Consider the following 24764-nt stretch of genomic DNA (forward strand, 5'->3'; position numbering starts at 1 on the left):
CTATACTATTTACCCGAGCGGTGTGCTTCGACTTGCGCTGTTAACCCGTTGGCATTGCTCTGATTATCGTAGCTGTAGATGTGAGCGTCGCTCTGGAAAATGTAATTGATAGAACTAGCTGCATAATAGCTCAGCGCTAGGAGCGACACTACATTAAGAATTCGATAAATTGGCTTCTCAGACATTTCGTTCATTTTCACTCCTACTTTTTGTGCAATTAGCAAAGTTGGATACAGTGACGGCACTTGTTTTGAGAAGTTCCCGAAAACCAGCACCAGATAAAAAATCCGATCGTTCGCCTTATCAACTCCTGATACCCCCTCGCCTCAAGCAAGTCTTGCTGGAGATTTAAAAGAGTTTTTGTTGCTCTCTCATCTTCCAACCTCTGCCTTTAATTGTCTATCTCACTGCGGTAATAGTTAGCCATTTTGGGCTGTATCGAACTCTACAATTGCTGGCTCTGTCGCTGCGACAAATTTCTGTCAACTAGCTGCAAAACCTTGCCCCAAAAAGAGTGTGCCTGTTTTTTTACGCGGGTTGGAGGTTCCAGAAATCGATTGCTGGTGCGCTGGGTGAAGAATTAATAAAGTTTAATAAGTTACTGGGCCCAACAATAAAATAAGTCTGAAGTTATACTTTTGCGAGCTACAACTTGTGTTACCTTACAGATAGAGATTGAGATTGGTGCAGGTAGCTAAAAATTTTTGATTGAAAAATTGTTGCGGTCGCTGTCGGACGCTCTCGGTAAGACAATTTTGACCCGCTACAGAAACAGATCAAATGCCCCGCCCTGTTCTCGTGGAGAGATGGAACATTTTAGACGCTAGTTCAATCTCTGTGATTCGGCTGTGGAGTATATATCAAATATCAAATTTAAAATTTAAAATCATAAATCCAGTGACTCAGCCGCAGCCTGAGATCGATCGCTAAAAGCATAAAACCAGGCGTAAAAAAGCAGAAGGCAGAGTTTTAGAGCAGTCATAAAAATCTTTTTTGGAGATTCTAGCTCTTTATGTAACTCTACCTTCTGGCTGGCATATTTTAGCAGCAAAAAACAACAAAATGATTTATTCGCTCTCAGGAGCGAGTCGGGAGGGATAATCGATCGGCAGTTTAGTGACAGGGTTTGAGTCAGTCACCTCCGAAATCATTATAATTTTTGTTTAGCTGTTTGTACAACCGACTTCTTGCTGGTAAGTTGCAAAAGGGATAGCGGCAGAACAACAGGCCAAACCAGAGGGCCGATTATTAAGGCTATCCAAGAAATTAAGTCTTTTTTGGAGGTAGCAGTATCGTTCAAAAAACTTTTGAACCACACAAAAAAAACGATTAAAGCAATCGAAAAGTAGCCAATAATTATCATTTTTTTACCTGCCTACCGGTGAATGACATAGGGAGCCTCTGCGGTTTTGCAAAAAGGATTTTTTTTGACAGTGCCAGCATCCGCGCTCCCGCGATATGCGAAGCACGGCAACTCTTGGAGTGCTCGCACTACAAATGCAAAACTCCAGATCCGCCCGATGGGATAAAAGTATTTATCATTATTGTATCTCAGGGTGCTGCTGGTCGATCGCAACTTTCCGCCTCGTCGTCGGCTGCCAGTGTCGATCGCCCCAAGTTTCACAAGTCTCGCAGTCTGTGAGTCTGCAATGTGGAGTCACCCACTCACCGACGCCTTAGCAGCGCGCCGCCCTCCAAGTCTTGGGATCGTGACTTTTCCAAGTTTTATCCAACTTCGAGCCAACCGCCGCCACAGCAAATGCGATCGAGGTCTTTCGTTCTATATGATAATCCTCACCTATACTTAGTGACCTGGATCACAAGCAGACCTAAGAAAGATCACAGAGCTTAGCCGACCGCAATCACCCTACTTTGTTGGCAAATCATCGATATTAATGTAGTCGAGTTCAACGAGATTTCATGCAAACTCTGACTTTAAAATCCGATCGCCCGATCGCTGAACTGTTCTATCAAATCACCCATTCAGGCAACCTGACTCGCACTGAAAGCCAAGGACTGCGCGCACTCTGCCAAAGCGCTCTAGGCGAAGACGACCGAGATGCAGTCAACCGCCTGCTTCACGCCATCCGGCGCGGATGGGTCAGGATTTCCGATTAATTTCCTCACACCGTCCGTGGATGTGAGTATCTCTACTTTCTTTCTAGTAAAGCTGTGCCAGCAATCAGACTTCAGTGGTCGCTCCATTAACCCTTTCAAAAAAAATCAGTGCTGCGATCGTGGCGATAGAACCCGGTTTCTCGAAGAAGCCGGGATTTTTGATCTGAATCAGCCAGCAGTGATTAAGTAGATCCACGGAGAAAACCCAACATCAAAATACGCGGTAAATGCAACTCAAAGCTGCTGTGTGAACACCGTCAAAGTTTTACGCTTAATTAAGTAACTGCATGATTTAGTTAGCAGACATTAGTCATCTACCAATAGATAGATATTAATTTTTGTCACTTGTGCTTAACAAAAACTACAGATTTCCAGTTGCCAAAATCAAGAAATCGTGACAGATTTGTGTTGATAATTGCTGTCTCGATCGAGGGAACATCCGATCCCCAACTTGGGCTGACACAAATCACTAATCAAAACCGAATCGATCACATCAACTCGCGTACTTGAATCACATAATGATTTGGAAAACCAGTTAATACTGTCAAAAGTGAGTTCAATAAAAAAACAATGATGACCCAAACGTTTTTACCTCAATTTACTATTGCAGAGCTAGTGTTTCAGGTATATCACTCAGGTCTGCTGACCCCCACTCACCGACAACAGCTCAAGACAGCGCTGTTAAATGACTGTCTTACCGAAGAAGATCAAACAGCCATCAATCGCTTGCTCCACGCCGTTCGCAGAGGCTGGCTGAAAGTTGTAGATTAAATGCCGGGCCCCAAAATATTTGTCGCTTCTGATGCAATTCACTGTCAATGAATTTTAGATTTTAGATATTAGATTTTAGATTTTACATTTAGTCAACGGATGAATCTGGAGATTGAACTTGTATCTAAAATTTTTGAATTTCCACTAGGCGAGTCTCAAAAGCCTGTATCCATTTTGGGGCGGTGGAACCTGAATAGAGAATTAGATGCCCTCAATAATAATCAGGAATTAAGCTAAATGTAGGGTGCGCTGCCTGCACCCTGCGGTTTTAACTTTTGTTTTGCGAGCTTGTTTAATCAGAAATTTTGCCATCTGGCATCATCGCTTCTCTCAGATTCGCCTCCTTCAAATTTGTCCCCCGTAAATTGGCTTGATGCAAGTTGGCTCCTCGGAGATTTGCTCCCTTGAGGGAAACTCCGCTCAAATCTGCTAGATGGAGATTTGCACAGCTCAAGTTAGCTCCACTCAAATCAGCTCCCTTCAAATCCGCTTTTTCGAGATTGGCTTCGGTCAAATTTGCCCAACTCAGATTTGCTTGAGTGAGATTAGCATGGCTGAGGTTAGCTTTTGTGAAGTCGGCGTCGGTTAAATTTGCTTGAGTAAGGTTGATCCCGCAAAGTTTTACCTCTGTCAAGTTGGCACCTTGCAAGTTGGCGTTAACTGCATAAACTTGAATCAAAATTGCCCGCTGAAGGTTGGCATCTCTCATGTCTGCACCCCTAAGGCTCGCCCCTGTAAAATCGGCGCCGCTGAGCACTGCACTCCGCAAGATAGCTCCGCTCAAGTTCGCTTCCAGCGCCTGGCATTCGCCGAAATTAGATGACATCAGGTTAGCTTGGGAGAGGTTGGCTCGGCTGATATCTGCTTGATACAGATTGGCTCTGTAGAGCGTGATGCCGATCGAATTTGCGCCTGTTAGATTAGCAGCAGTCAGGTCAATATCGCGTAAATTTATCCTTGACAGGTTGACATCGGCCAAGTCTGCTTTGTGAAAAACCCGTTCTCCGGCTGCATAGCGTGCCAGAAGTTCCTCTGCATTCATGTCATTTCCCCGAAAATATTGATTGACACTCCCCAGCTATCGAGGCGTGGGGATTCTTCGATCTACGAGCTAACTTGCTCTGATTGGGTTTCTCCAACCAAAGTAGCGGTCAATTCTCCCGAAGCGTTACTTGCGTCTAGCGCAAAGGTTCCGGTATGCCCTACCGTACCCAATCCTCGACTTAGGATGTTTATAGCTGCGTTTTTATCTCTATCCATCACACAACCACATTTACAAATATGAGTTCTCGTTGATAGACTTTTCTTGACAATTGCACCGCAGACGCGAGCATTCTTGGCTAGTATATTGCGGATTAACCGCAACCGTCACTCTCTCAAACACTTTCCCAAAGTATTCAATCCAGATACGGAACTGATACCAAGATGCGTCGTTGATAGACTTTGCTAAACAGTGATTCTGCACCATATTTTTAATTCTCAAATCGACCTAAGCTATCAAGTCGTTTGACTGAACTACGCACCGTGCTAATTTCACAGCGTGGTCTTTACGTTGCCTACTTATTTTGAGATGGCGCTTGCCTAGAATTTGCCTAGCTTTGCCTCTGTTTTTTGAACCTTTAACCTTTCTGGATACACGACGTTGTGCAGGTTTAAGCACTTTCTCCCCTTTTCTTAGGAATCTAGGGTTTTCAACCGTGGTTCCATTTGAATCGGTGTAATAATCTTTTAGTCCAACATCCAATCCGATAGTATTCCCAGAAGGTTCTGTGTTTTCCTTTCGGTCAACATCGATACAGAACTGGACGTAAACACCATCCGCACGTTTCACCAATCGCACTCGCTTAACTTGAGTGTCTTGGTAGAAATGCAAGTCGCGTGTACCCTTGAGTTTGAGTTTACCAATACCTTTTTTATCGGTAAAGGTTATCGATTTTCTGTCAGGTGCAAGCTTCCATCCAGTTGCTTTGTACTCAACAGAACGACAGTTTCTCTGGAATTGTGGGTATCCTTTTTTACCGGGAATCTTTTTCTTGCAGTTTTCGTAGAATCGGGAAATAGCTGCCCAAGCGCGTTCTGCACTCGACTGCCTTGCTTGCGAGTTGAGTTCATCAGCAAACGGAAAGGTAGCTGCCAGTACAGCGCAGTATTTATTCAAGTCGTATTTGTTCTTTTTTGGATTGTCGATCCAATATCGCAAACAACTGTTGCGGACAAATTGAGCGGTACGAATTGCTTCGTCTACCGCCTGAAACTGACTTGACTTTCCGTAAGTCTTGAACTCAAAAACTAGCATTTTGGAACCTCCAGCTTTATGCTAGTACAATCGGCACAAAACAAGTGCTACCGCAAGAAAAAGTTACAACTAATTAAAGCCGTCCTAGAAGGACGGGGTTTTAAACCCAGTTCTTTGATAATATGTTTGATATTTCAATAATATTAGGCATGAGCGACCTTTACATTTCTTGGTCTGAGTACCATCGCAAAATTGAGAATTTGGCTGTAAAGATTGATGAATCTAGCTGGAAATTCGATCGCATTGTCTGTCTGGCGAGGGGAGGGCTGCGGGTGGGCGATACTCTGTCGCGGATTTTCGACAAACCTCTGGCGATTTTAGCGGCCTCGTCCTATGGTGGGGCCGAGGGAAAAGTCCGGCGGGCGATCGAGTTTGCGCCTAATTTGACAATGGTGGGCGATAATTTGGGCAGTCGCATTCTGCTAGTTGACGATTTGGTAGATTCGGGAATTAGTTTGGAGCAAGGTATCGTTTGGCTGCAAAACCGCTACGGCGCAGATATTCGCGAAATTCGGACTGCTGTGCTTTGGTACAAGGCTTGTTCTGTGGCGAAACCAGATTATTATGTAGATTATTTGGCGGATAATCCTTGGATTCACCAACCTTTTGAAATCTACGAAAAGATGAGTGCGGCTGATTTGACTGCGCAAGTAGGGAGTTAGTGAAATCCGCCCCTAGCCGTGTTTGGTTTGTAGTTGTTCTTTTACCCAAGCTCGAAATGCTCTGATTGTTGGGCTTCTGCCTTGGGCGTTGCTGCGATCGATATATTGGGGAATTACATCAATAATGGGAAAGTCGGGGAAATTTTGGCTGTTATCAGACTCAACATATTTTCCATCTTGAAGCAGATAGATTTTCAGGATTCGCCCGTCATATCTCCAAAGTTCCGGCACTTTCAAAGCTTGATAGCTGCTCAGACTGGTTTGTGAAGAGTTGTCAATCTCGATCGCCAAATCGGGAGGCGGATCTACTGTTAAATCTATTTTATCCTTACCTCTAATAACCGCTTCGTTCTGAATGTAGAAACAATCATCAGGTTCTACACCACTTTGCATCTCTTTGCTTTTGAAGGTAGTGGAACCTAAAACATCACAATCAATATTAAGTTCTTCCAGCAGTAACTTAACAAAATCACCAATTAGTGATTTAGCTTTTTCATGTTTTGGTAGTGGCATCCTGATTTCCAGTGTTTGTTGGTAATAAGTAAGTCGAAGTGCGTAACCTTCCCCTAGCTCGTCTAGGATAGCTTCGTACATTTCCCAGCTAACATTTTGTAACTTTATTTTATTGCCGGGTGGGATAATTAGTTGATTCAGTTCAAATACTGTTGGTTTGGTTTCTGTTTGCATCGGTTGCTTCCAGGGATGGGACTTATAGTTCTAGTTTATCAAGGATTCAATAAAAATAGAAGACGGCGGTTGAAACCAGGTTTACACAAACGAATTCCGCCTCCGCGGAATGAAGAAAATAAATGAAGAAAATCGCGTAATTTTCACCGCCCGTTCTTCAACCCGCGCACCATCCGGGTTTTGTTTGTATAGACGCGGTTTCAACCGCCGTCTGTATCTACGAACCTCAGAATTAGCGAACCGAAAGAATGCGATCGCCCAATTCAACACTTCCTGTCAAAACTTCCTGCCGCGCCCACTTATCGGCCGCTATAATATCATCTAAAGCAGGAGTTTCACAGTTGTCGGCTTGATGTTTATCGCATACCTTCTCGATTAACTTCGGAATATCCAAAAACGTAATTTTCTCATCCAAAAATAGCGCTACCGCCTGTTCGTTTGCCGCATTCAGTACCGCAGGCATCGAACCGCCCGCACGTCCCGCCGCATAGGCTAACTGCATACAAGGATACTTTTCGTGGTCTGGTTCTCGGAAAGTCAAATCACCAGATTTTACCAAATCTAGCTGCGGCCAATCTGTATGAATTCGCTCCGGCCAAGACAAAGCGTACAGCAGCGGCAACCGCATATCCGGCCAGCCCAATTGTGCCAAAACAGACGTATCTTGCAGCTCAATTAATGAGTGTATTATACTCTGGGGATGGATGACAATATCAATGTCGTCATAATCCATACCGAACAAGTAATGAGCCTCAATTACTTCTAATCCTTTATTCATCAAAGTAGCAGAATCAATAGTGATTTTCTGCCCCATCGACCAATTCGGATGTTTTAAAGCGTCGGCGACTGTTACTCCTGCTAATTTGTCGATCGGCAAATCTCGAAAAGAACCACCCGAAGCAGTGAGAATAATTCGCCGCAAGCCGCCCGCCGGTATGCCTTGGAGGCATTGAAAAATTGCCGAATGTTCTGAGTCTGCCGGCAATACTTTAACCCCATATTTTTCGATCAGGGGGTTGACAACGGGGCCGCCTGCGATTAATGTTTCTTTATTGGCTAAGGCGATATCTTTGCCTGCTTTGATAGCGGCAATTGTTGGCAGCAAACCCGCACAGCCAACTATTCCCGTGACTACGGCTTCAGCGTCGCCGTATTTGGCAACTTCGACAACGCCTGACTCGCCAGCAAGTAAAATAGGTTGAGGGTCGATATCTGCGATCGCCTCCTGCAATTCCTGTAATTTATCTTCGTCGCAAATCGCGACAATTTCCGGTTGAAACTGGCGAATTTGCTGTGCTAGCAAGCTGACATTTCGTCCCGCGGTTAACCCGACAATCCGAAATTTATCGGGGTATTGAGCTACAATGTCCAGAGTTTGAGTCCCGATGGAGCCTGTGGAGCCGAGAAGAGTTATCGCTTTCACAATTTTTTAAGGTTTTGTGGATTATTCTAATATTACGATTACCGGAACTCAAATTAGTAAAAGTTTGCCACAATAAATTCTAGCCAGTACCTAAAGGTGGACAAGATTTCGCCAGCAGCGCGGAGGATTGAGTAAATAATATTTATCACAGCCAGGTTTGATGCAAAACTCCTCTGAAAATCTTGTAATTTCCGGTGAAGAAAGCCGCAGCGCAGTTGCGGAAAAATTACCCGCAGCTAAAATATTTCCGCCGCCGAGTGTAATTGGGATGGCTGGTGTGGCTGCTGCAATTTTATTTTTATGCAGCAGTTGGCGGCACGCTTTGTTTCAATCAACCGCTTGGGACTTAGGAATTTTTGACCAAGCTATCTATTTAATTAGCCAGGGAAAGCCGCCGATTTCGTCTTTTTTGGGGTTTCACATTCTGGGCGATCACGCAAGTTGGATCTTCTATATTTTAGCATTATTATATAAAATAAATCCCGATGTTCGCTGGCTTTTAGCCGTGCAAGCTGTGGCTTTAGCTGCGGGTGCTTTGCCTGTTTGGAGTTTGGCAAGTTTGGCTGGTATTAACCACAAAAAATCGGCGGCGCTGGCAGCGGTTTACTTGCTTTATCCGGTGGTTTTTAACATTAATTTGTTTGATTTTCACCCGGAAGTTATCGCTTTACCCGCTATTTTGTGGGCGATTTTGGCGGCGCGTTTGAGTCAACCTTGGCAGTTTTGTGCGGCGGTGATGTTGATTCTGGGCTGCAAGGGTGTTTTGGCTTTGACTGTGGTGGCGATGGGTTTGTGGCTGCTGCTATTTGATTGCGAAAGTTTGTCAGGGCGGGAAAAAAAGGTGAAAAGGGCGATTCCCTACGGGATAGCTCCGCTTCACGCACTTTTTGCTATTATCATCGGCACAGCATGGTTTTTGATGGTGACTCAAGCCATTATTCCGGGTTTTAAGGGCGCTGAATCCGGCGGCGTCGGGCGCTATGCTTATCTGGGAAATTCGGTATTAGAAATTGCCGGAAATTTGCTATTAAAGCCTGGGTTAGTTTTAGGTAAAATTTTATCATTTGAAACTTTAAAATATCTGTTTTTATTGATTTTACCTGTATTTTGGGGGCTGTCGCCTCGCCATTTAACGCCTCTGGTTGGTGCGGTGCCGACTTTGGTTTTGAATGTGCTTTCCCAAGAACCTTTTCAGCGCAGCTTGGCTTATCAGTATTCGTTGCCGATAATTCCATTTTTGTTGTTAGCAGTTATTGCGAAGGAAGAAGGAAGAAGTAAGAAGGAAGAAGGAAGAGGGAAGAAGGAAGAAGAAGAAGAAGAAGAAATACCGATTACCAATTACCAATTACCGATTCCCAATTTGAAAGCGCCAAAAACAGTTATTATTTGGTCATTAATACTTTTCTTGTTTTTGGGCGAGTCAAAAGATTTTTGGCTGTATCTCAATCGCGCCGATACTGTACAAGCGGCGCGGGAAGCTGTGAGTCAAATTCAGCCGCAAGCTAGCGTTTTAACCGACAACCGACTGGCTGCTCACTTGGCTCACCGGTCAACAATTAAGGCACTTTCGCAGATTTCTTCCGAGGCGGATGCGGTGAATTTTGACTTTGTACTGTTGAATTTGCGCCATCCGTGGCCCGATACGCAGGAAATGGGCGATCGCGCGGCAAATTACCTCAAAAAATCTCGCAACTTTAAATTACAATATCAAAAAGATGATGTTTTGCTATTTCAAAAAATTGGTGAAAATCGATAAAAAGTTAAAATGCTTGATGTAAAACAGAAACCAATTCACCCTGTAGTATGGATGGTAGGTGCAGCAACCCTAATCCTGTTTGCCGCCAGCAGCGCGAGACACGCTTTGTTTCATTCAACTGCATACGACTTAGCAATTTTCGACCAAGCAATTTACTTGATTTCTCAAAATCAAACGCCATTTTCCTCATTAATGGCCATCAATATTTTAGGCGATCACGCGGCATTTATTTTCTACCCCCTCGCCTTACTTTATAAAATATATCCCGACGTACACTGGCTGTTATTCGTACAGGCTTTTGCATTAGCGTTAGGTGCTTGGCCTAGCTGGAGTTTAGCACGCCAAGCCGGATTAAGCGAACCAAGGGCGATCGCAATTGCAGCCATGTACCTGCTGTATCCCGCAGTATTTAACGTCAATCTTTTTGACTTCCACCCCGAAGTAATTGCCTTACCCGCAATCTTAGCAGCAATCTTAGCCGCCAGACTGGATAAAATCTTGTGGTTTTGCGCCGCCGTTATATTAATTTTAAGCTGCAAAGCCGTCCTATCTTTGACAGTTGTGATGATGGGCGTTTGGCTATTTTTATTTGAAAAAACGCGCAGGTGCGGACTCATAGCTATCTTTTTCGGCGCGGCTTGGTTTTTGATAGCAACTCAAGCCATTGTACCCTACTTTAATCAAGGCAAGCAACACGCAGGTGTCGGGCGATATCAATATTTGGGAAACTCAGTTTTGGAAATTGCGATTAATTTAATTATCAAGCCGCATCTAGTCGCGGGGCGGCTGATTTCAGCAGATACCTTGGGATATTTAATTTTGTTATTTTTGCCTGCAATCTGGTGGCTTTCCCCGCGCCACCTGTCGCCGTTAATTGGAGCTTTACCCATGCTATTGATGAACATTCTTTCTGATATTGAAGCTCAGCGAGATTTGATTCACCAGTATTCTGTGCCGATATTTCCTTTCTTGTTAATTGCTGTAATTTCTACGATAGCAGACAGACAGAAAAGAGGCAGTATTTTTTGGAAAAATGTTGGAAAGTATCTGTGGAACCACCGCAATTCGATGCGGCAAATTTGGCAGCGAGTATCGAAACGTATTTCTCTTAAATCTGTTAAACATATCTGGAGTCACCGCCTTTTGATTCGCCGGACTTGGAAGGGTGGAAAATTGCTGTTTGCCAATTCTTTACTAGCCAAGTTGTTGATATTGTGGTCGCTATTAACTTTTTTAGTTTTGGCAAAATACGGCTATTTATGGACAACTTATTTAGGGTATCTGGATACTTGGCAAGCGACACGACAGGCAATTAATCTTGTACAAACTAAAGGCAATGTCTTAACTGATAATTCCCTAGCACCTCATCTCGCTCACCGTTCAACAATTAAATTGCTGCATCAAGTTGCCAACGGGCAAAGTTTGAACGAATTTGAGTATGTCTTGCTCAATTTGCGCCATCCTTGGCACGATACTGCTGATACTGCTGCTAGCGTCGCTGCTCAACTCAAACAATCTCCTTTGTTTAAAATCAGTTACCAACAAGATGATGTTTGGTTGTTTGAAAAACTGTAAATAAGTAGGTATGAATGAATAAATTAAATCATTTTACAGAACTCAAATATCAGCCTACAATTTGGAAAATTGCCCTTTTTGCATTAATATTTTTCCTGTGCAGCAGCGCACGCCACGCCCTGCTTGAATCCAACGCCTTTGAACTCGGAATATACGATCAAGTAGCGTATCTAATCAGCCAAGGACAAACGCCGTTTTCCTCATTTCTCGAAATTCACCACATGGGAAATCACGCCGCTGGGGTGATGTATCCCGTGGCTTTGCTTTACAAAATATATCCCCACGTTCATTGGCTGTTGTTAGTGCAAGCAGTGGCTCTAACATCAGGTGCTTTGCCTGTTTGGAGTTTGGCGCTTCAAGCCGGATTAAATAATAGCATATCTCGGGCGATCGCCCTGATGTACCTCCTGTATCCATTAGTCTTCAATGTCAACCTCTTCGACTTCCACCCAGAAGTAATTGCTTTACCCGCACTACTAGCAGCAATCTTAGCCGCCAGACTGAATCAAACCCTGTGGTTTTGTGCTGCGATCATCTTAGTTTTGAGCTGCAAAGCCGTGCTATCTTTAACTGTGGCGGCGATGGGATTGTGGCTCTTGTGTTTTGACAAAAAACGCAATTGCGGACTCATAGCCTTATTTCTCGGCGCGGGTTGGTTCCTACTAGCTACTCAGGCTGTGATACCGTATTTCAATCAAGGAAGAGAACACGCGGGAATCGGGCGCTATGGTTATTTAGGTCATTCAGTTTTAGAAATAGCTGTTAATTTAATTTTGAAACCCCATCTAATTTTAGGGCGCGTGTTTTCTGGTGATACTTTTGAATATATAGGCTTATTGTTATTGCCTGTCATTTGGTGGATTTCGCCACGGCATCTGACACCTTTAATTAGTGCGGTGCCGATGTTAACGATGAATATACTTTCCGATATCCCGGCTCAGCGAGATTTGATTCATCAATATTCTATTCCAATATTACCGTTTTTGTTGGTTGCCGTAATTGCCAGTTTAGCAGATAGGAATCAGCACAAAACGAGCGCAATATTTGAAAAATTGCCAATTCCCGATTATCAATTGCCCAAAGTAATTGTAATTTGGTCGCTGATTGGCTTCTTAGCTTTAGCAAAATACGGCTATTTTTGGACTATTTATTTAGATTCCCTAGACACTTTACCCGCTACCAGAGAAGCAATTGCTCTCGTCAACACAAAAGGCAGTGTTTTAACAACTTCTCACATTGCTCCACACTTAACCCACCGCCCTGTAGTAAAATTAACTCAGGCTCACGCGCCACCTGCAAATATCGCAGAGTTTGAGTACGTGTTGCTAAATCTAAGGTATCCTGGCTGGATGAGCGATCGAGCTTTTGTGCAAAACCTAGTAACTCAACTCGGCAACAATCCCCAATTTACACTCAAATATCAGCGGGATGACATTTATTTATTTGCCAAAAACCCTAAAAAATAAGTCATCATCTCTTCCTTCGCGCCTGAAAGCGCCTTCGCGGTTCGTAAAACAAACCTGATTCACAAATCAACTCGGGACTGACGCGCTGCTACTAAAGAAACCCAATTTTTTACTTTCTTGTTTGTTCCTTCTACTTAATCCTCAACTTTCAAAGCCCTTATTGCCAAGTTGAGATAAGTGCGGAGGATTTCGGAACCCGATCGGTTGGGGGAAATTTTGCAGCCACTGACTCAGCCATTGCACTACTCGCTGCACAATTCCTGCAAACTCAGGAGATTTTTTGCGGAGGGTGGGTGCGGGGAAATTGCCCTCAGATGCCAGAAACAGGAACAGCCCTGTGATATTCTATCTTATTGGTATCCCCTTTGGCGGATGGTTTTTTCAGGGCGGGCGATCGGGCAAATCTATTGGCTGCTCAAAAAACCGGGTCAGCCGCCAGTTTCCAGAACCGAGACGGATGCGTGAAAAATCACTAAAAAACCGACAACCTAAAACTAAATTTTTGTCAAGGTTTTGCTTGCTGTAACTAAACAGAAATATCAAGTGTTTAAAATCACATTCTGGGGTACAATTGTCAAAAGCTCGTAGCATCCTCAACTCCGATCCTAAACTATGAACACAACAGAAAAATCTAAACTCTCCAACGAAAAAACTTTGGAGGCGATGAAGAATTTCTCCGAAACCTACGCTAAGCGCACCGGAACTTACTTTTGTTCCGAACCTTCTGTCACGGCTGTTGTTATCGAAGGACTAGCAAAGCACAAAGACGAACTAGGCGCTCCCCTATGCCCTTGTCGCCATTACGAAGATAAAGAAGCCGAAGTCAAAGCCGCCTACTGGAACTGTCCTTGCATTCCCATGCGCGAGCGCAAAGAATGTCACTGTATGTTATTTCTGACACCAGATAACGATTTTGCTGGAACTAATCAGGAAATTGGTATGGATCAGATTCACGCTGTCAGAGAAACCATGTAATCGGTTAAGTAGGCGGTCGTAAAATTGGCAGCAGTTTTGAAAATAGGCCTGAAATTTTCCTATTTTTAAAACTTAGCTATTAACAAAACCGACCGCCACTCGACCAGGTATAGGATAGTTCACTTAAGTGAGGTATAATTTTAGATTTTAGATTTTAGATTTTAGATTTTAGATTGGGGGATTTATGAATTATTAATTCATTGTCAATACCTCATTTTTATGAAAAAGGCTATATCCAAAATTAAAAGTTCCCAATCTCAAATCAATGACAGAGGAAATGCCGATCGAGTTTTGGCAAGGTATCGAACAGTTTAACAGCCAAGATTTTTACGCTTGTCACGATACTTTAGAGGCTTTGTGGATGGAAGCGGGCGAGCCGGAGAAAAGGTTTTATCAGGGAATATTGCAAATTGCCGTGGCGCTTTATCACTTAAGCAATCAAAACTGGCGCGGTGCAGTAATCTTGCTGGGAGAAGGTATAAATCGGCTCAGCTATTATCAGCCGAGTTATGCCGGAATTGCTGTAGAAGATTTGCTCGGACAAAGCGCTAAACTTTTGAGCGCTTTGCAACAAGCTGGCCCGGAAGCAGTAACTAATTTTCTACCATTGTTCGCAGGTACGGAAGTTGCAGGCTTGCAATTACCATACATTATCAAAGTAGAACAGGTTTCAATATCATAAAGATTACATGATCAAATTATTGCACGGGCTTTATTTGATTATTTTTTGGGTCGTAAGGAATGCCAGTTTTTGTTGGCTAAAAGTCGTGCCAGAGAGGACTAAAGTCCTTACTACGAACCTTGAGGACTAAAGTCCTTACTACGAACCTTGAGGACTAAAGTCCTTACTACAAACCTTGAGGACTGAAGTCCTTACTACGAACCTTGAGGACTAAAGTCCTTACTACAAACCTTGAGGACTGAAGTCCTTACTACGAACCTTGAGGAGTAAAGTCCTTACTACGAACCTTGAGGACTGAAGTCCTTACTACGAACCTTGAGGACTGAAGTCCTTACTACGAACCTTGAGGACTGAAGTCCTTACTACGAACCTTGAGGACTGAAGTCCTTACTACGAACCTTGAGGACTGAAGTCCTTACTAAAAACTGTAAATCATCCAAACACGTAGTGAAAATGGCTATTGTCTTGCTAGGATAATTGGTTGACGCTCTCCGGCAGCTCGATCGACCTCACGAGACTTTTTCACTGCCGTTAAGATATAATACCTAACCGATCGGGTGTGGTGGAGCTAATCTCCCTAGAGAAAAATCAGGGGTGAGATAATGCCCTTCAGCAATTTCAAAAATTTTGAGGCTTGCCAAGCTATGATGCCCTCCGCTAAACTGCTCAACTCCCGCATATTTAAAGGATTATCGCTGCTGTTGCCGCTGACTCTGGCTGGCGCGATCGCCTCTCCTACCTACCCGCAAGCTGCCCCGCCCCGCACTCTCAGCGTGCGATCGGACGTTCAAGAAGCCGATTCCAAAACAGGTATCGTCACAGCCCGCGGCAACGTCCAAATCAACTATCCAGCCCGCCAAATCCAAGCCACCGCAGCTCAAGCTCAATACTTCAGCCGCGAGCGCCGGATCATTCTCAGTGGCGACGTGTACGTCTTGCAGCAGGGAAACAGCCTGCGCGGCGAAACCATCACATACTTGATTGACGAAGGGCGGTTTATTGCGCTCCCAGACAACCCAGGACAGGTAGAATCCGTCTATCTGGTGGCACCGGAACAAGATGCAGCAGCCCAAAACTCGATCGGGCCAAAACCGGGCCCAGTAAATCCAAATCCCGCTGTTAAACCGCCCGCACGTCCCCGAACAGCCCCCAAATAACAGCCCCCAATCGCAGCAAAATTTCGCATCGACAAAAACATCAATTGTTGCATATATACCTAAGACAATAATTTTTATTGCAATTATTGTGGAACCGGCATCCTGCCTGTTCCGAGCTCAAAGCTGAAAATCGCGACACTTGAAAACCCAAAATAGATGCGAAATTTCGTCTTTGAAAAAGTAGGAAGTGGGAAATTATAAAATATCAACTTGAAACGCGATCGCAGCAGCCCGCAATCGGAAATTTAACTGGCAAGTAAATCCACCTAATTAAAAGTAAAATAGCGATCGCTCACACGCTGGCTGTGCATTCCCTCTTGCTTCCTGATGATTAACGACTGATGACTAATGACTGCTGTTCGATCGCGGGGACAGCAAAACATCACTACCGACTACCGACTACTGACTACTGACTACTGCCCACTGCCCACTGTCAACTGTCAACTGTCAACTGTCAACTGACTTCTTCTTAAAAATTGCCTCGGCGAGCATGAAAATTGTACTCGAAAATATTCACAAATCCTACGGGAAACGTAATGTAGTCAGTCGCGTCAACCTTTCGGTAGCCCAAGGAGAAATCGTAGGACTCCTCGGCCCCAACGGTGCCGGCAAAACCACAACATTTTACATAGCAACCGGATTAGAAAAACCCAATCAAGGGACTGTTTGGCTCAACGATTTAGACATTACTAAATTGCCCATGCACAAACGAGCGGAATTGGGAATAGGCTATCTCGCTCAAGAAGCCAGCATTTTTCGCAACATGAGCGTGCGCGACAACATTTTGTTAGTCCTAGAACAAACTCAAGTGCCGCGCTGGGAATGGAAACAGCGAGTCGATTTTCTGTTGGAAGAATTTCGATTGCAAAAAATCGCATCCAGTTTGGGAATTCTAATTTCCGGGGGAGAAAGGCGGCGGACTGAGCTAGCGAGAGCTTTAGCGGCTGGGCGAGATGGGCCGATGTTCCTATTTTTAGACGAACCATTCGCAGGTGTCGATCCGATCGCCGTTGACGAAATTCAGACGATAATTGCCAAACTGCGCGATCGTCAAATCGGCATCCTGATCACCGATCACAACGTCCGAGAAACCCTCGAAATTACCGATCGAGCCTACATCATGCGAGACGGTCAAATTTTAGCCTCCGGGGCTGAAGAAGAACTCTACAGCAACCCTTTAGTGCGCCAGTATTACTTAGGCGACAACTTCGTGCGATAGTTTTTTCACAGCAGAAAGCAGAATTTGAGAATTTAAAATTTAAATTTTACAGGGCTGAGGCACGAGACCAAAGAAACCGGGTTTTTTATCGAATCTGCGGGCTCCGACGCGTCTTTTCCTAAAAAACCCGGTTTCTAACCACCGCTGCGTAAATCCTATTTTAGATTGAGGAGCAAACCGCAAAAACGGCAAAGTATGAAAATAGCAATCTCCAAATCTTTCAATCCCTTCAACTGGCTACCGAGAATTTCAGTAATGGACTGGTACATTACCAAAGAACTAATCGGCCCGTTTCTGTTTGGCGTCGGACTGTTTACCTCCGTCGCCGTCACCGTTGGAGCATTATTTGAATTAGTCCGCAGAGTAGCAGAATCAGGCCTGCCCTACGGCGCCGCGATGGAAATTTTTCTGCTGCAAATTCCATACTTTGTAGTATTGGCTTTCCCCATGTCAATGCTGCTAGCAACCTTAATGAGCTACAGCCGACTCTCCAGCGACAGCGAACTCATCGCCCTCCGCAGTTGCGGAGTTAGCGTTTACCGCTTGATCGTGCCGGCAGTAATTATGAGTTTAATTGTTGCGGGTTTGACCTTTGGCTTGCAAGAATTAGTCGTACCCGCCGCCAGCTACAGAGCAACTTTAACTTTAGACAGAGCGCTTAAACGAGAAAAACCGACTTTTCAAGATCGCAATATTATCTACACAGAATTTCGCAAACCCGAAAAAGGCGGTGAAGAAATTCTGTCCCGCTTTTTTTATGCAGAACAGTTTGATGGCCAGCAAATGAAAGGTTTAACAATTATCGATCGCTCCGCCCCTGGTCTCAATCAAATCGTTTCTTCGGAATCAGCTACTTGGAATGCCTCAGAAAACACCTGGGATTTTTTCAACGGCACCGCTTATATAGTAGCTCCAGACGGCTCTTACCGCAATATAGTTAGATTTCAACACCAGCAGTTGCAACTCCCCCGCACGCCCTTAGATTTAGCTGCCAGAGTGCGAGACTTCAAGGAAATGAACATTGCCCAAGCTTTAGAGCGTTTGGAAATCATTAAAAACAGCGGCGACGCACCGCAAATTCGCAAACTGCGGGTGCGAATTCAAGAAAAATATGCTTTTCCTTTCGTGTGCTTGGTATTTGGTTTAGTGGGAGCTGCTTTGGGAACTCAACCGCGCCGCTCCGGGAAAGGAACGAGTTTTGGTATTAGCGTGGTGGTGATTTTCACTTACTATGTATTTTCTTTCATCACCAGTTCGATGGGCGTGAAAGCTGTTTTGACACCGATTTTGTCGGCTTGGCTGCCGATCGCCTTTGGTTTAGGAATCGGGGGATTGTTGTTAGGACGAGCAGCCTCTAGATAAGTTATGGTCTTTCTCAAAAACCTTAGGTACAGGTTTTGATTTTCCATTTTTCGATTTGAGATTTGGGGATTGGGGGATTGATTGGTCAATACCTCCTTCCATCCTCTACGGATTACCAAAAGTATTGATTTCGCCACCGCCGAGATAGCGTCCCGGAGTTAGGGAGCGAGGGCTAGAAACAGGTTCCGGTTGAATTTGCTGGGTCTGATTATTTGTGTTTTGAGGCACAACCCCAAAGTTAGGCTGACTGGGCAAGTTAAGCTGGTTCGGTTGAGTTTGTTGGAATTGAGCATTGGCTGAATTGGGAGAGAATTGGGGATTAATCATCTTGTTTTCCCCGATCGCGCTGGGAAAAGCGGATTGACGGACATTCGGCACTACGGGTATTGGCCCGGGTGTGGTGACTGGAAGCGCCACAGGTTGAAATTGCGGTGCTAAGCCGGAGCCGGATAAATTAGTTTGGTAGGGATTTTTTGGCACAGCCACAGCCGCAGGTGCAGTATTAATTTCCGGGAGGCTGGGTACTCCGGAGTTTAACCCGGCAAATGATTCAGGGGCTGTAGCTGCCGGGTTTAAGAATTGTTGAGATTCGTTGATAATTGTATTGGTCTGAACTGGAAGTTGCCCAAGTGCTGCCGGAACATTCACAGGATTTTCTCTCCCTTGAGCTGTAGCGGTGGTTGGCAGCACATTTGCCGGATTTGCTGGAGGATCGGCCCCAGCCGATCGATCGAGCAATTTAGCCGATGAAGCCGTTTTTTGACTTGAAGCCGCGGTTGTCGAAGTGCTACCAGCGACGTATTTTTTCATAGCTGTTTGCAGCGGGCTCAAAGGCAGAGGATTGTCGTTTTGTTTCCCGGAACTAGCGCCCGATGCCTGCGGTAAACTTGCTGTCGGTGTACTCCCCGACTCGGCGATCGTTTTGTTTCCCGAAATCGAGCCGCTGTCGCTAGGTGGACTCAAATCTTCTGTCGCGTTTAAACTTGGGAAGCTGGAATTTGGCAGGCTATTGTTGAGTGTCCCAACCGCAGAATTTTGTAAATTTTGCAGCGACACAAATGTATTTGTTGCCGCTGGCTTGGGCGCGGAAGGTCGCCGCGGAATTTCTAAGGTGCGAGTGCGAATTTCGTCGAATAAACCTTTGCCTTTGACTGTTACTGAATTTAACAAGTTCTGTTCTGAATTAGAGCTATTTAACTGATTGACTAGCACAGGCAAGCTGTCGATTTCAGCCGCAATCGCGCTATCTTCAGGAGAAAGCCCCGGCAGCGAATCTGATTTTTTTGAGGCTGCTACTTCTTCGCCATCTACGCTCAACCTTTCTGGATGTACGGAGACCTCCCAGATAAATAACCCTCCCCCGCAGAGTACGGCTAGGGGAGCCCAAACCGCGGGTTGCGCCCAGTGGCGCAATCGTGCTATCAGATAGCGGACAGATGTAGGGAATCTTTTGAAACTTGACATAGTTTTCCTTCCATCCTGTGCGGACTTAAAACTATTTTTCATAGTCTACCACATCAATCTTGATTATTTTTGCGATCCCGGGTAAGCGCGATCGGGTTTTTCAGAAAAAGTTGCTACACATATATCCAACAGATGAAGCTCTATCCAACACTGGTATAAATATGTGTTGCCAGGTAAAATAAAGCGGCCATAGGAATGATAAAATCTGACCAGAGGCAGTGTTTAGCCTGCCGGGGGGCTGGTCGATCGACCGCTCAGCAAAATGTCAAGGAAAAATTGGCAATTGTTGAGAACAACACCCAAGGAAACTTGAGAGGAATTTGATGCAAAAAGTAGTAGAAGTATTAGGAAGTCGGGAAGAACTAATAGAGCGCTCGCTCGCGGTTGTCCTGTCGAAAATCACAGCAGCGATCGCAGAACGCGGAATGTGTACGATCGCCGCAGCGGGCGGAAGTACACCAGAACCACTCTACCGATCGCTGGCGACCCAAGATTTGCCTTGGGACAAAATTCACGTTTTTTGGGGCGACGAACGCTACGTTGCCCCAGAACACCAGGACAGCAATCAAAAAATGGCGCGCCTCGTATGGCTCGATCGAGTAAATATCCCCGCCGGCAACATCCACCCGATGCCCACAGGCGCAGGCGACCCCGCAGCCGACTGTAGGGCCTACCAAACCGAATTGCAGCAATTCTTCCAAATATCCGACGGCGAAGTTCCCGCTTTCGACATCATTCTCTTGGGCATAGGAGACGACGCCCACACAGCCTCTCTATTTCCAGGCACAGCAGCCTTGCAAGTGCGATCGGCCCTAGTAACTGTCGGCAACAAAGACGGTCAACCCCGCATCACCTTTACAGTCCCCTTAATCAACCGCGCCCGGTGCGTCATTTTTATGGTGGCAGGAGCCAGCAAACAACCCGCCTTAGCTGAAATTTTTGCCCCCGCAGCCGACGACATGACCTATCCGGCCAGACTCGTTCAACCAGAAGGCGAACTTTGGTGGCTGCTGGATGCCCTCGCTGGCGCAGCACTAAAATAGCCTCAACAGCGGCTCCAGTCCACACAGCCATCACTATCACTAATTGAATCTTTCCTTTAACCCCGAGTGTCACGGCGCGAGATCACTTGCTAGTATGAGCGAAGCAATATGAGAATTGTGGCGGTTAAAGTTAAAATTTGACCATATACACGACTATTTTTGTCAGTAACTCAGCCCTTTAGGGACTGAGCTTGTAAGAGAAATCGAGCAAGCTGTACTGACCAGACCCCTCGATCGCGAGGAGCCGTTATTTAGGTCACGACACCGGAGAATGCGACGCCAGTTTTTCGCTCTGTCATCTGCAATTAAACAGTTTTAAAGTCACTGAAACAGTGTTGCAGGTCTAACAAGCCTTTATATACCAGGTCGAGGCGAACATTACCCCGCAAGGGAGAAAGGAGACCACAATATCTCCATTGGAGGGGCAACCATACCCCTCCAAGCCCGCAAGGGGGTTCACGGGGACTAAAGTCCCCCGGGTCGTTTCCCTCTCGGGACTAAAGTCGCGGAGTTTCCCACTTACCGTATTTCTTTTTATGATTGTCTGTCCCAATTGCAATCACCAGAACCCCGACGGGGCCAGCCAGTGTGAGGCTTGCTACACGCCTTTACCGCTTACGGCAAGTTGCTCGAACTGCGGTGCTGCGGTTCAGACAGATGCAGCATTTTGCGGTCAGTGCGGCTTTAATTTGCGTCCGGGTTCCACAATTCCAGAAGTTGAGGTGACTGCACCCTCTGTCTCGACTGTGGGCCCGACAGTGGTATCGCCACCGACGCCGGAGCCCGCGCCAACCGAACCCATGATGGCACTGGAAACAGTGGTTGCCCCCAGTCAGGGGCCGAACTTGGAAAAAACTCCTGCCAGCATTCCGACAATTCCAGAACCCCCGCCGTTGCCTCTAGTTCCTGTTACAACTGAATCGGCGGCAACAGCAGTAAACACATCTCCCCCAGACACCGCCAGCCAGCCAGTAGCAGGTGTGGCTAAAACTCAACTGCAACAGCAGTCGGCGCGCCTGATACACGTTCAGACAAATACGCCGATGGAATTGCCTCACAATCTGTCTGTGATTCATATCGGCAAGCCCAATGATTTAGTGCCGCCGGATATTGATGTTTCGGGATTTGCAAATTCTGAGATAGTTTCTCGGGTACACGCAAATCTCCGGGTGGAGGGAGATGCTTGCTACCTCGAAGATGTAGGCAGTTCCAACGGCACTTACGTCAACAATACTCCGCTGCCAAAGGGGAACAGACACCGGTTGCGACCGGGAGACCGTATCTCTCTAGGCAAAGGAGACCTGGTTACTTTTCTATTTCAAATCTCTTAGATCGAGTTTGGATTGGGCGATCGAAAGTCTAAAATCTAAAATCGCATCTTGAGCCGCTCTACCAAAACTCAATGCTGCCAATGTGATTAAGCTGACCTTGCTACATCCACTCCAGTCTATACCCGTCCGCAGTTGGATCTTTGAAGACGAACAGGTCGTCCGGATCGGGCGATCGACAGAAAACCACGTCGTTCTTTTTAGCGCTGTGGTTTCTCGTCGCCACATCGAATTGCGGCGCAGCGGCATAACTTGGGAACTAATTAATTTAGGTACCAACGGCACTTACCTCGATGGTAAGCCGATCGCTAAGGTTCCCGTTGTGGACGGTCTGATCGTTCACTTGGCTCGCTCGGGCCCGAAAATTCAAATCAATGTCAGCCCGAATCAGTCGTCAGTACAGTTAGGGCTTCTTAGCGTCAAGCCAAGGGATGCTAAAGCAATTCACGCTCCCTTGGAGGGCGCTCAGATTAGCACGATTCCGATTTCCGATCAAAAAGAAGTTGGCACTTCTAGGGAAGAGGAAGATTTAACGGAGGCAGAAAGCAATCGCCATTATTCGGAAGAATCAGAAGCAGAAGCAGAAAAAGAAGAAGAATATTAAATCGGCAGCTTTGGACGATAGAAATTTTTCTTGCAGGCGGCACTCAGGAGTTTATTTATGAGTACATCACAACAGATTGTTAAGCGCAGCGAGCTGCTCGGCCTCCTCACGATCGACCGCCGCACCGCCCAAGAGGTGGGCAGGGTAGATCGAGTTTGGCTGGATATCACCTCCCAGCGGGCGATCGGCTTCACTTGCAAGTCGGGACTTTTGGGCAGCAAAAAAACTTGGTTCGCTTGGGCGCAAGTAGATACCATAGGCGAAAATGTTTTTGTCACCATTAACCCCGAACTCCCGGAATTGTCTAAGCCGGAACAAGCTGTTTGTCCGATCGGTCTTGAGGTGCTCACAGACGCTGCGAATAAAGCAGGTACGGTGGTTGACTATCTATTTGATGCCCGGACTGGTTCTGTGGTGGACTACCTGTTTAAATCGAGCGGCTGGCGCGGCGTTTTAGACGGGATCTACTTACTGCCGGTGGCAGCTATTTCGACCATCGGCAGCAAGCGGGCGATCGTCTCTGAAGCTGCTGTATCCGAACCCGTGCAGTACGCGGAGGGACTTCACAAAAAAGTCGGTCACGTCGCAGAGTTTTTGCACGATGATTTGGACAGAACTCTCAAAAATGTGGCAGGCGTCAAGCGCAATGCTCAAAGTCTGGCAGAAAAACTTCAAGATAAAGCTCTAGAAGTCAGGGATGTAGCTCAAGAAAAAGTTGCTCAATTGAAGCAGCGGCAAAGGCAGGAATCTGCATCACCAGAGTCGCCCCCGGAGCCGCCCGAGTCGGATTTGTTCTGAAGCGCCACCTTCGGGAGCGAGAAACCGACTAATTATCGGTCGCATTTTGGGGCGGCACGCCCCCGGAAGGTCTATATGTACAGGAGTGCAGTTCATTGAGGCTTTCTCGATCCGAATTCCTGTGCTGCTCAAAGCATTGTATTTTAAAGGTATCGAATCAATAAGGAAAATGTTAGCAACTAAAAAAGACCTATGCTGTTTGATACAACCAATTCGTATTTCATATAGAACGCCCAGTATTAACAATTGGTTAAATTCTGTCAGGGGCAACATCAATTTGCCGATCGTTAACCGTTGCCAGATCGACAACTCGAATCCTCCAAAGCCGAGTTCCCGCCGGCGCCATCGCTCGATTCGGGATCAAATTAATCAAGCGGTTGAAACCGCTGTCAATTACTGCTTCGTTCACCAGATTAATACCATCATGTTTGGTTGTTATCTAGGAAAAACCCAATTTGTTCCTGAGGGGAAAGCCCACAATCAAAAGTTTGTTCAAATTCTTCAAACCGCCAAAATTTCAACTTTGTTGGCTGCAAAGCCAGGGAGTTGCAGTGCACTGAGAACGCCTTTAAGCATCAAAATTTTGGCTATTTTATCCCAAAAAATTGAGCTTGAAGCATCCCCGTTTCTGTCTTGCGGGGGAGTGTCAAAATATCAGTGATTACTTTAACTCTGCTACATCCTATCCAGTCTGTCCCGGTTCAGAGTTGGTGTTTTGAATGTGAATCGGTGGTTCGGATCGGTCGATCGAACGACAATGATGTCATTATTTACAGCGCTGTAGTTTCCCGCCACCACGTCGAGCTGTGGAATCATCCTTATGGCTGGGAAATTATTAATTTTGGTGCTAATGGCACTTATGTAGACGATCGACCCATCGCTCAGGTATCAGTGGCGGACGGGATGACCATTCGCTTGGGCAATTCCGGGCCAAAAATCCGGATTCGGGTGGCGGCGACGAATCTGCAACCGAGCAAAATAGCGAGCTCGCCCCAGGGCGAACTCGCCAGCCAAAAGCAGGAAGTTTCCCCAGAAAAATTAACTGCTTGGTCTGTGGCTGGCGGAATCATCGAAGACGATGAAGAGGGAGCGCAGACTCACATCGATCTTGACTGATCCACCGCTATCTATAGCCTTTCTCAAAAAGGTGAGGTACAGGTTCTGATTTTAGATTTTAGATTTTAGATTTTAGATTGGGGGATTGAGGGATTGAGGGATTGAGGGATTAATACCTCATCTTTCTGAGAACTGGTATATCATGCCTGCGGGCTAGCTCAAACAAAGTTCAGGGTGCACTATTTGATGTCGGATTAATACCTGAGCAATTGAGCCGATTTTTGGGCAAATAAATCTCTAAATTAATTAACAGGTTCTCTAC

Annotated in this window: 24 protein-coding genes and 1 pseudogene; 17 read left to right on the top strand and 8 right to left on the bottom strand. The window is 45.8% G+C overall.

Features of this window, described 5'->3' with window-relative positions:
* Nucleotides 1-5: 5 nt before the first annotated feature.
* Nucleotides 6-194 carry a hypothetical protein gene (locus tag QZW47_RS00400; protein WP_293122019.1) on the bottom strand — a complete coding sequence of 63 codons (189 nt, stop codon included), beginning with the start codon at nt 192-194 and terminating at the stop codon, nt 6-8.
* 1181 nt (nt 195-1375) lie between these two features.
* On the bottom strand, nt 1376-1624 hold the full coding sequence (locus QZW47_RS00405) for a hypothetical protein (protein WP_293122022.1): 249 nt from the start codon (nt 1622-1624) through the stop codon (nt 1376-1378).
* A 296-nt stretch (nt 1625-1920) separates the two neighbouring features.
* Between QZW47_RS00405 and QZW47_RS00410 the strand changes: the two genes are divergently transcribed.
* Together QZW47_RS00410 and QZW47_RS00415 are read left to right on the top strand one after the other, a co-directional pair.
* Nucleotides 1921-2118 (top strand): hypothetical protein, encoded by a 198-nt coding sequence (locus QZW47_RS00410; protein WP_293122025.1) that lies wholly within the window; start codon nt 1921-1923, stop codon nt 2116-2118.
* Nucleotides 2119-2688: 570 nt separating this feature from the next.
* The gene (locus QZW47_RS00415) at nt 2689-2889 is read left to right on the top strand and encodes a hypothetical protein (RefSeq protein WP_293122028.1); all 201 of its coding nucleotides are present in this window, start codon (nt 2689-2691) and stop codon (nt 2887-2889) included.
* Between the two features lie 292 nt (nt 2890-3181).
* Here the strand turns inward: QZW47_RS00415 and QZW47_RS00420 are convergent, their stop codons facing one another.
* Nucleotides 3182-3931 (bottom strand): pentapeptide repeat-containing protein, encoded by a 750-nt coding sequence (locus QZW47_RS00420; RefSeq protein WP_293122032.1) that lies wholly within the window; start codon nt 3929-3931, stop codon nt 3182-3184.
* Nucleotides 3932-3993: 62 nt separating this feature from the next.
* Nucleotides 3994-5185: pseudogene (locus QZW47_RS00425) on the bottom strand (transposase).
* Between the two features lie 149 nt (nt 5186-5334).
* Between QZW47_RS00425 and QZW47_RS00430 the strand changes: the two are divergent.
* Nucleotides 5335-5847: a phosphoribosyltransferase gene (locus QZW47_RS00430; RefSeq protein WP_293123346.1), complete on the top strand. Its 513-nt coding sequence runs from the start codon at nt 5335-5337 to the stop codon at nt 5845-5847.
* Nucleotides 5848-5859: 12 nt separating this feature from the next.
* Here QZW47_RS00430 and QZW47_RS00435 read toward each other — a convergent pair whose 3' ends face one another.
* Nucleotides 5860-6534 carry a Uma2 family endonuclease gene (locus QZW47_RS00435; protein WP_293122035.1) on the bottom strand — a complete coding sequence of 225 codons (675 nt, stop codon included), beginning with the start codon at nt 6532-6534 and terminating at the stop codon, nt 5860-5862.
* A gap of 232 nt (nt 6535-6766) precedes the next feature.
* Entirely contained in the window at nt 6767-7957 is a 1191-nt protein-coding gene (gene dxr, locus QZW47_RS00440) for a 1-deoxy-D-xylulose-5-phosphate reductoisomerase (protein WP_293122038.1), read from the bottom strand.
* 160 nt (nt 7958-8117) lie between these two features.
* Between dxr and QZW47_RS00445 the strand changes: the two genes are divergently transcribed.
* From QZW47_RS00445 to QZW47_RS00485, 9 genes are all read left to right on the top strand, one after another.
* Nucleotides 8118-9713: a DUF2079 domain-containing protein gene (locus tag QZW47_RS00445; protein ID WP_293122041.1), complete on the top strand. Its 1596-nt coding sequence runs from the start codon at nt 8118-8120 to the stop codon at nt 9711-9713.
* Nucleotides 9714-9722: 9 nt separating this feature from the next.
* Complete coding sequence (locus QZW47_RS00450; RefSeq protein ID WP_293122044.1) at nt 9723-11288, top strand: DUF2079 domain-containing protein; 1566 nt, start codon at nt 9723-9725, stop codon at nt 11286-11288.
* Nucleotides 11289-11302: 14 nt separating this feature from the next.
* Nucleotides 11303-12754 carry a DUF2079 domain-containing protein gene (locus QZW47_RS00455; RefSeq protein ID WP_293122047.1) on the top strand — a complete coding sequence of 484 codons (1452 nt, stop codon included), beginning with the start codon at nt 11303-11305 and terminating at the stop codon, nt 12752-12754.
* A 177-nt stretch (nt 12755-12931) separates the two neighbouring features.
* Nucleotides 12932-13219 carry a hypothetical protein gene (locus tag QZW47_RS00460; protein WP_293122050.1) on the top strand — a complete coding sequence of 96 codons (288 nt, stop codon included), beginning with the start codon at nt 12932-12934 and terminating at the stop codon, nt 13217-13219.
* A 147-nt stretch (nt 13220-13366) separates the two neighbouring features.
* Nucleotides 13367-13729, top strand: a complete 363-nt coding sequence (locus QZW47_RS00465) for a ferredoxin-thioredoxin reductase catalytic domain-containing protein (protein ID WP_293122053.1) — start codon at nt 13367-13369, stop codon at nt 13727-13729.
* Between the two features lie 265 nt (nt 13730-13994).
* Entirely contained in the window at nt 13995-14411 is a 417-nt protein-coding gene (locus QZW47_RS00470) for a DUF309 domain-containing protein (protein WP_293122056.1), read from the top strand.
* A gap of 644 nt (nt 14412-15055) precedes the next feature.
* Nucleotides 15056-15568 carry an LptA/OstA family protein gene (locus QZW47_RS00475; protein ID WP_293123348.1) on the top strand — a complete coding sequence of 171 codons (513 nt, stop codon included), beginning with the start codon at nt 15056-15058 and terminating at the stop codon, nt 15566-15568.
* Nucleotides 15569-16058: 490 nt separating this feature from the next.
* On the top strand, nt 16059-16787 hold the full coding sequence (gene lptB / locus QZW47_RS00480; RefSeq protein ID WP_293122059.1) for an LPS export ABC transporter ATP-binding protein: 729 nt from the start codon (nt 16059-16061) through the stop codon (nt 16785-16787).
* Nucleotides 16788-16982: 195 nt separating this feature from the next.
* Nucleotides 16983-18149, top strand: a complete 1167-nt coding sequence (locus tag QZW47_RS00485) for an LptF/LptG family permease (protein ID WP_293122062.1) — start codon at nt 16983-16985, stop codon at nt 18147-18149.
* Between the two features lie 105 nt (nt 18150-18254).
* Here QZW47_RS00485 and QZW47_RS00490 read toward each other — a convergent pair whose 3' ends face one another.
* Nucleotides 18255-19613, bottom strand: a complete 1359-nt coding sequence (locus tag QZW47_RS00490) for a hypothetical protein (protein ID WP_293122065.1) — start codon at nt 19611-19613, stop codon at nt 18255-18257.
* Between the two features lie 323 nt (nt 19614-19936).
* Here QZW47_RS00490 and pgl point away from each other — a divergent pair, with 323 nt between their 5' ends.
* The 4 genes from pgl (at nt 19937) to QZW47_RS00510 (ending at nt 23386) form a co-directional block, all read left to right on the top strand.
* Complete coding sequence (gene pgl / locus QZW47_RS00495; protein WP_293122068.1) at nt 19937-20656, top strand: 6-phosphogluconolactonase; 720 nt, start codon at nt 19937-19939, stop codon at nt 20654-20656.
* A 536-nt stretch (nt 20657-21192) separates the two neighbouring features.
* Nucleotides 21193-21987, top strand: a complete 795-nt coding sequence (locus QZW47_RS00500; RefSeq protein ID WP_293122071.1) for an FHA domain-containing protein — start codon at nt 21193-21195, stop codon at nt 21985-21987.
* Nucleotides 21988-22069: 82 nt separating this feature from the next.
* The gene (locus QZW47_RS00505; RefSeq protein ID WP_293122074.1) at nt 22070-22588 is read left to right on the top strand and encodes an FHA domain-containing protein; all 519 of its coding nucleotides are present in this window, start codon (nt 22070-22072) and stop codon (nt 22586-22588) included.
* A gap of 57 nt (nt 22589-22645) precedes the next feature.
* The gene (locus QZW47_RS00510) at nt 22646-23386 is read left to right on the top strand and encodes a PRC-barrel domain-containing protein (protein ID WP_293122077.1); all 741 of its coding nucleotides are present in this window, start codon (nt 22646-22648) and stop codon (nt 23384-23386) included.
* A 250-nt stretch (nt 23387-23636) separates the two neighbouring features.
* Here QZW47_RS00510 and QZW47_RS00515 read toward each other — a convergent pair whose 3' ends face one another.
* A complete protein-coding gene (locus QZW47_RS00515; RefSeq protein WP_293122080.1) occupies nt 23637-23795 on the bottom strand; it encodes a hypothetical protein in 159 nt (52 codons plus the stop codon).
* 248 nt (nt 23796-24043) lie between these two features.
* On the opposite strand from QZW47_RS00515, the gene QZW47_RS00520 reads away from it, so the two are divergent.
* The gene (locus QZW47_RS00520; RefSeq protein ID WP_293122082.1) at nt 24044-24502 is read left to right on the top strand and encodes an FHA domain-containing protein; all 459 of its coding nucleotides are present in this window, start codon (nt 24044-24046) and stop codon (nt 24500-24502) included.
* Nucleotides 24503-24764: the final 262 nt, after the last annotated feature.

This window comes from Microcoleus sp. bin38.metabat.b11b12b14.051, from assembly GCF_013299165.1.
In the GTDB taxonomy this organism is placed as follows: domain Bacteria; phylum Cyanobacteriota; class Cyanobacteriia; order Cyanobacteriales; family Microcoleaceae; genus Microcoleus.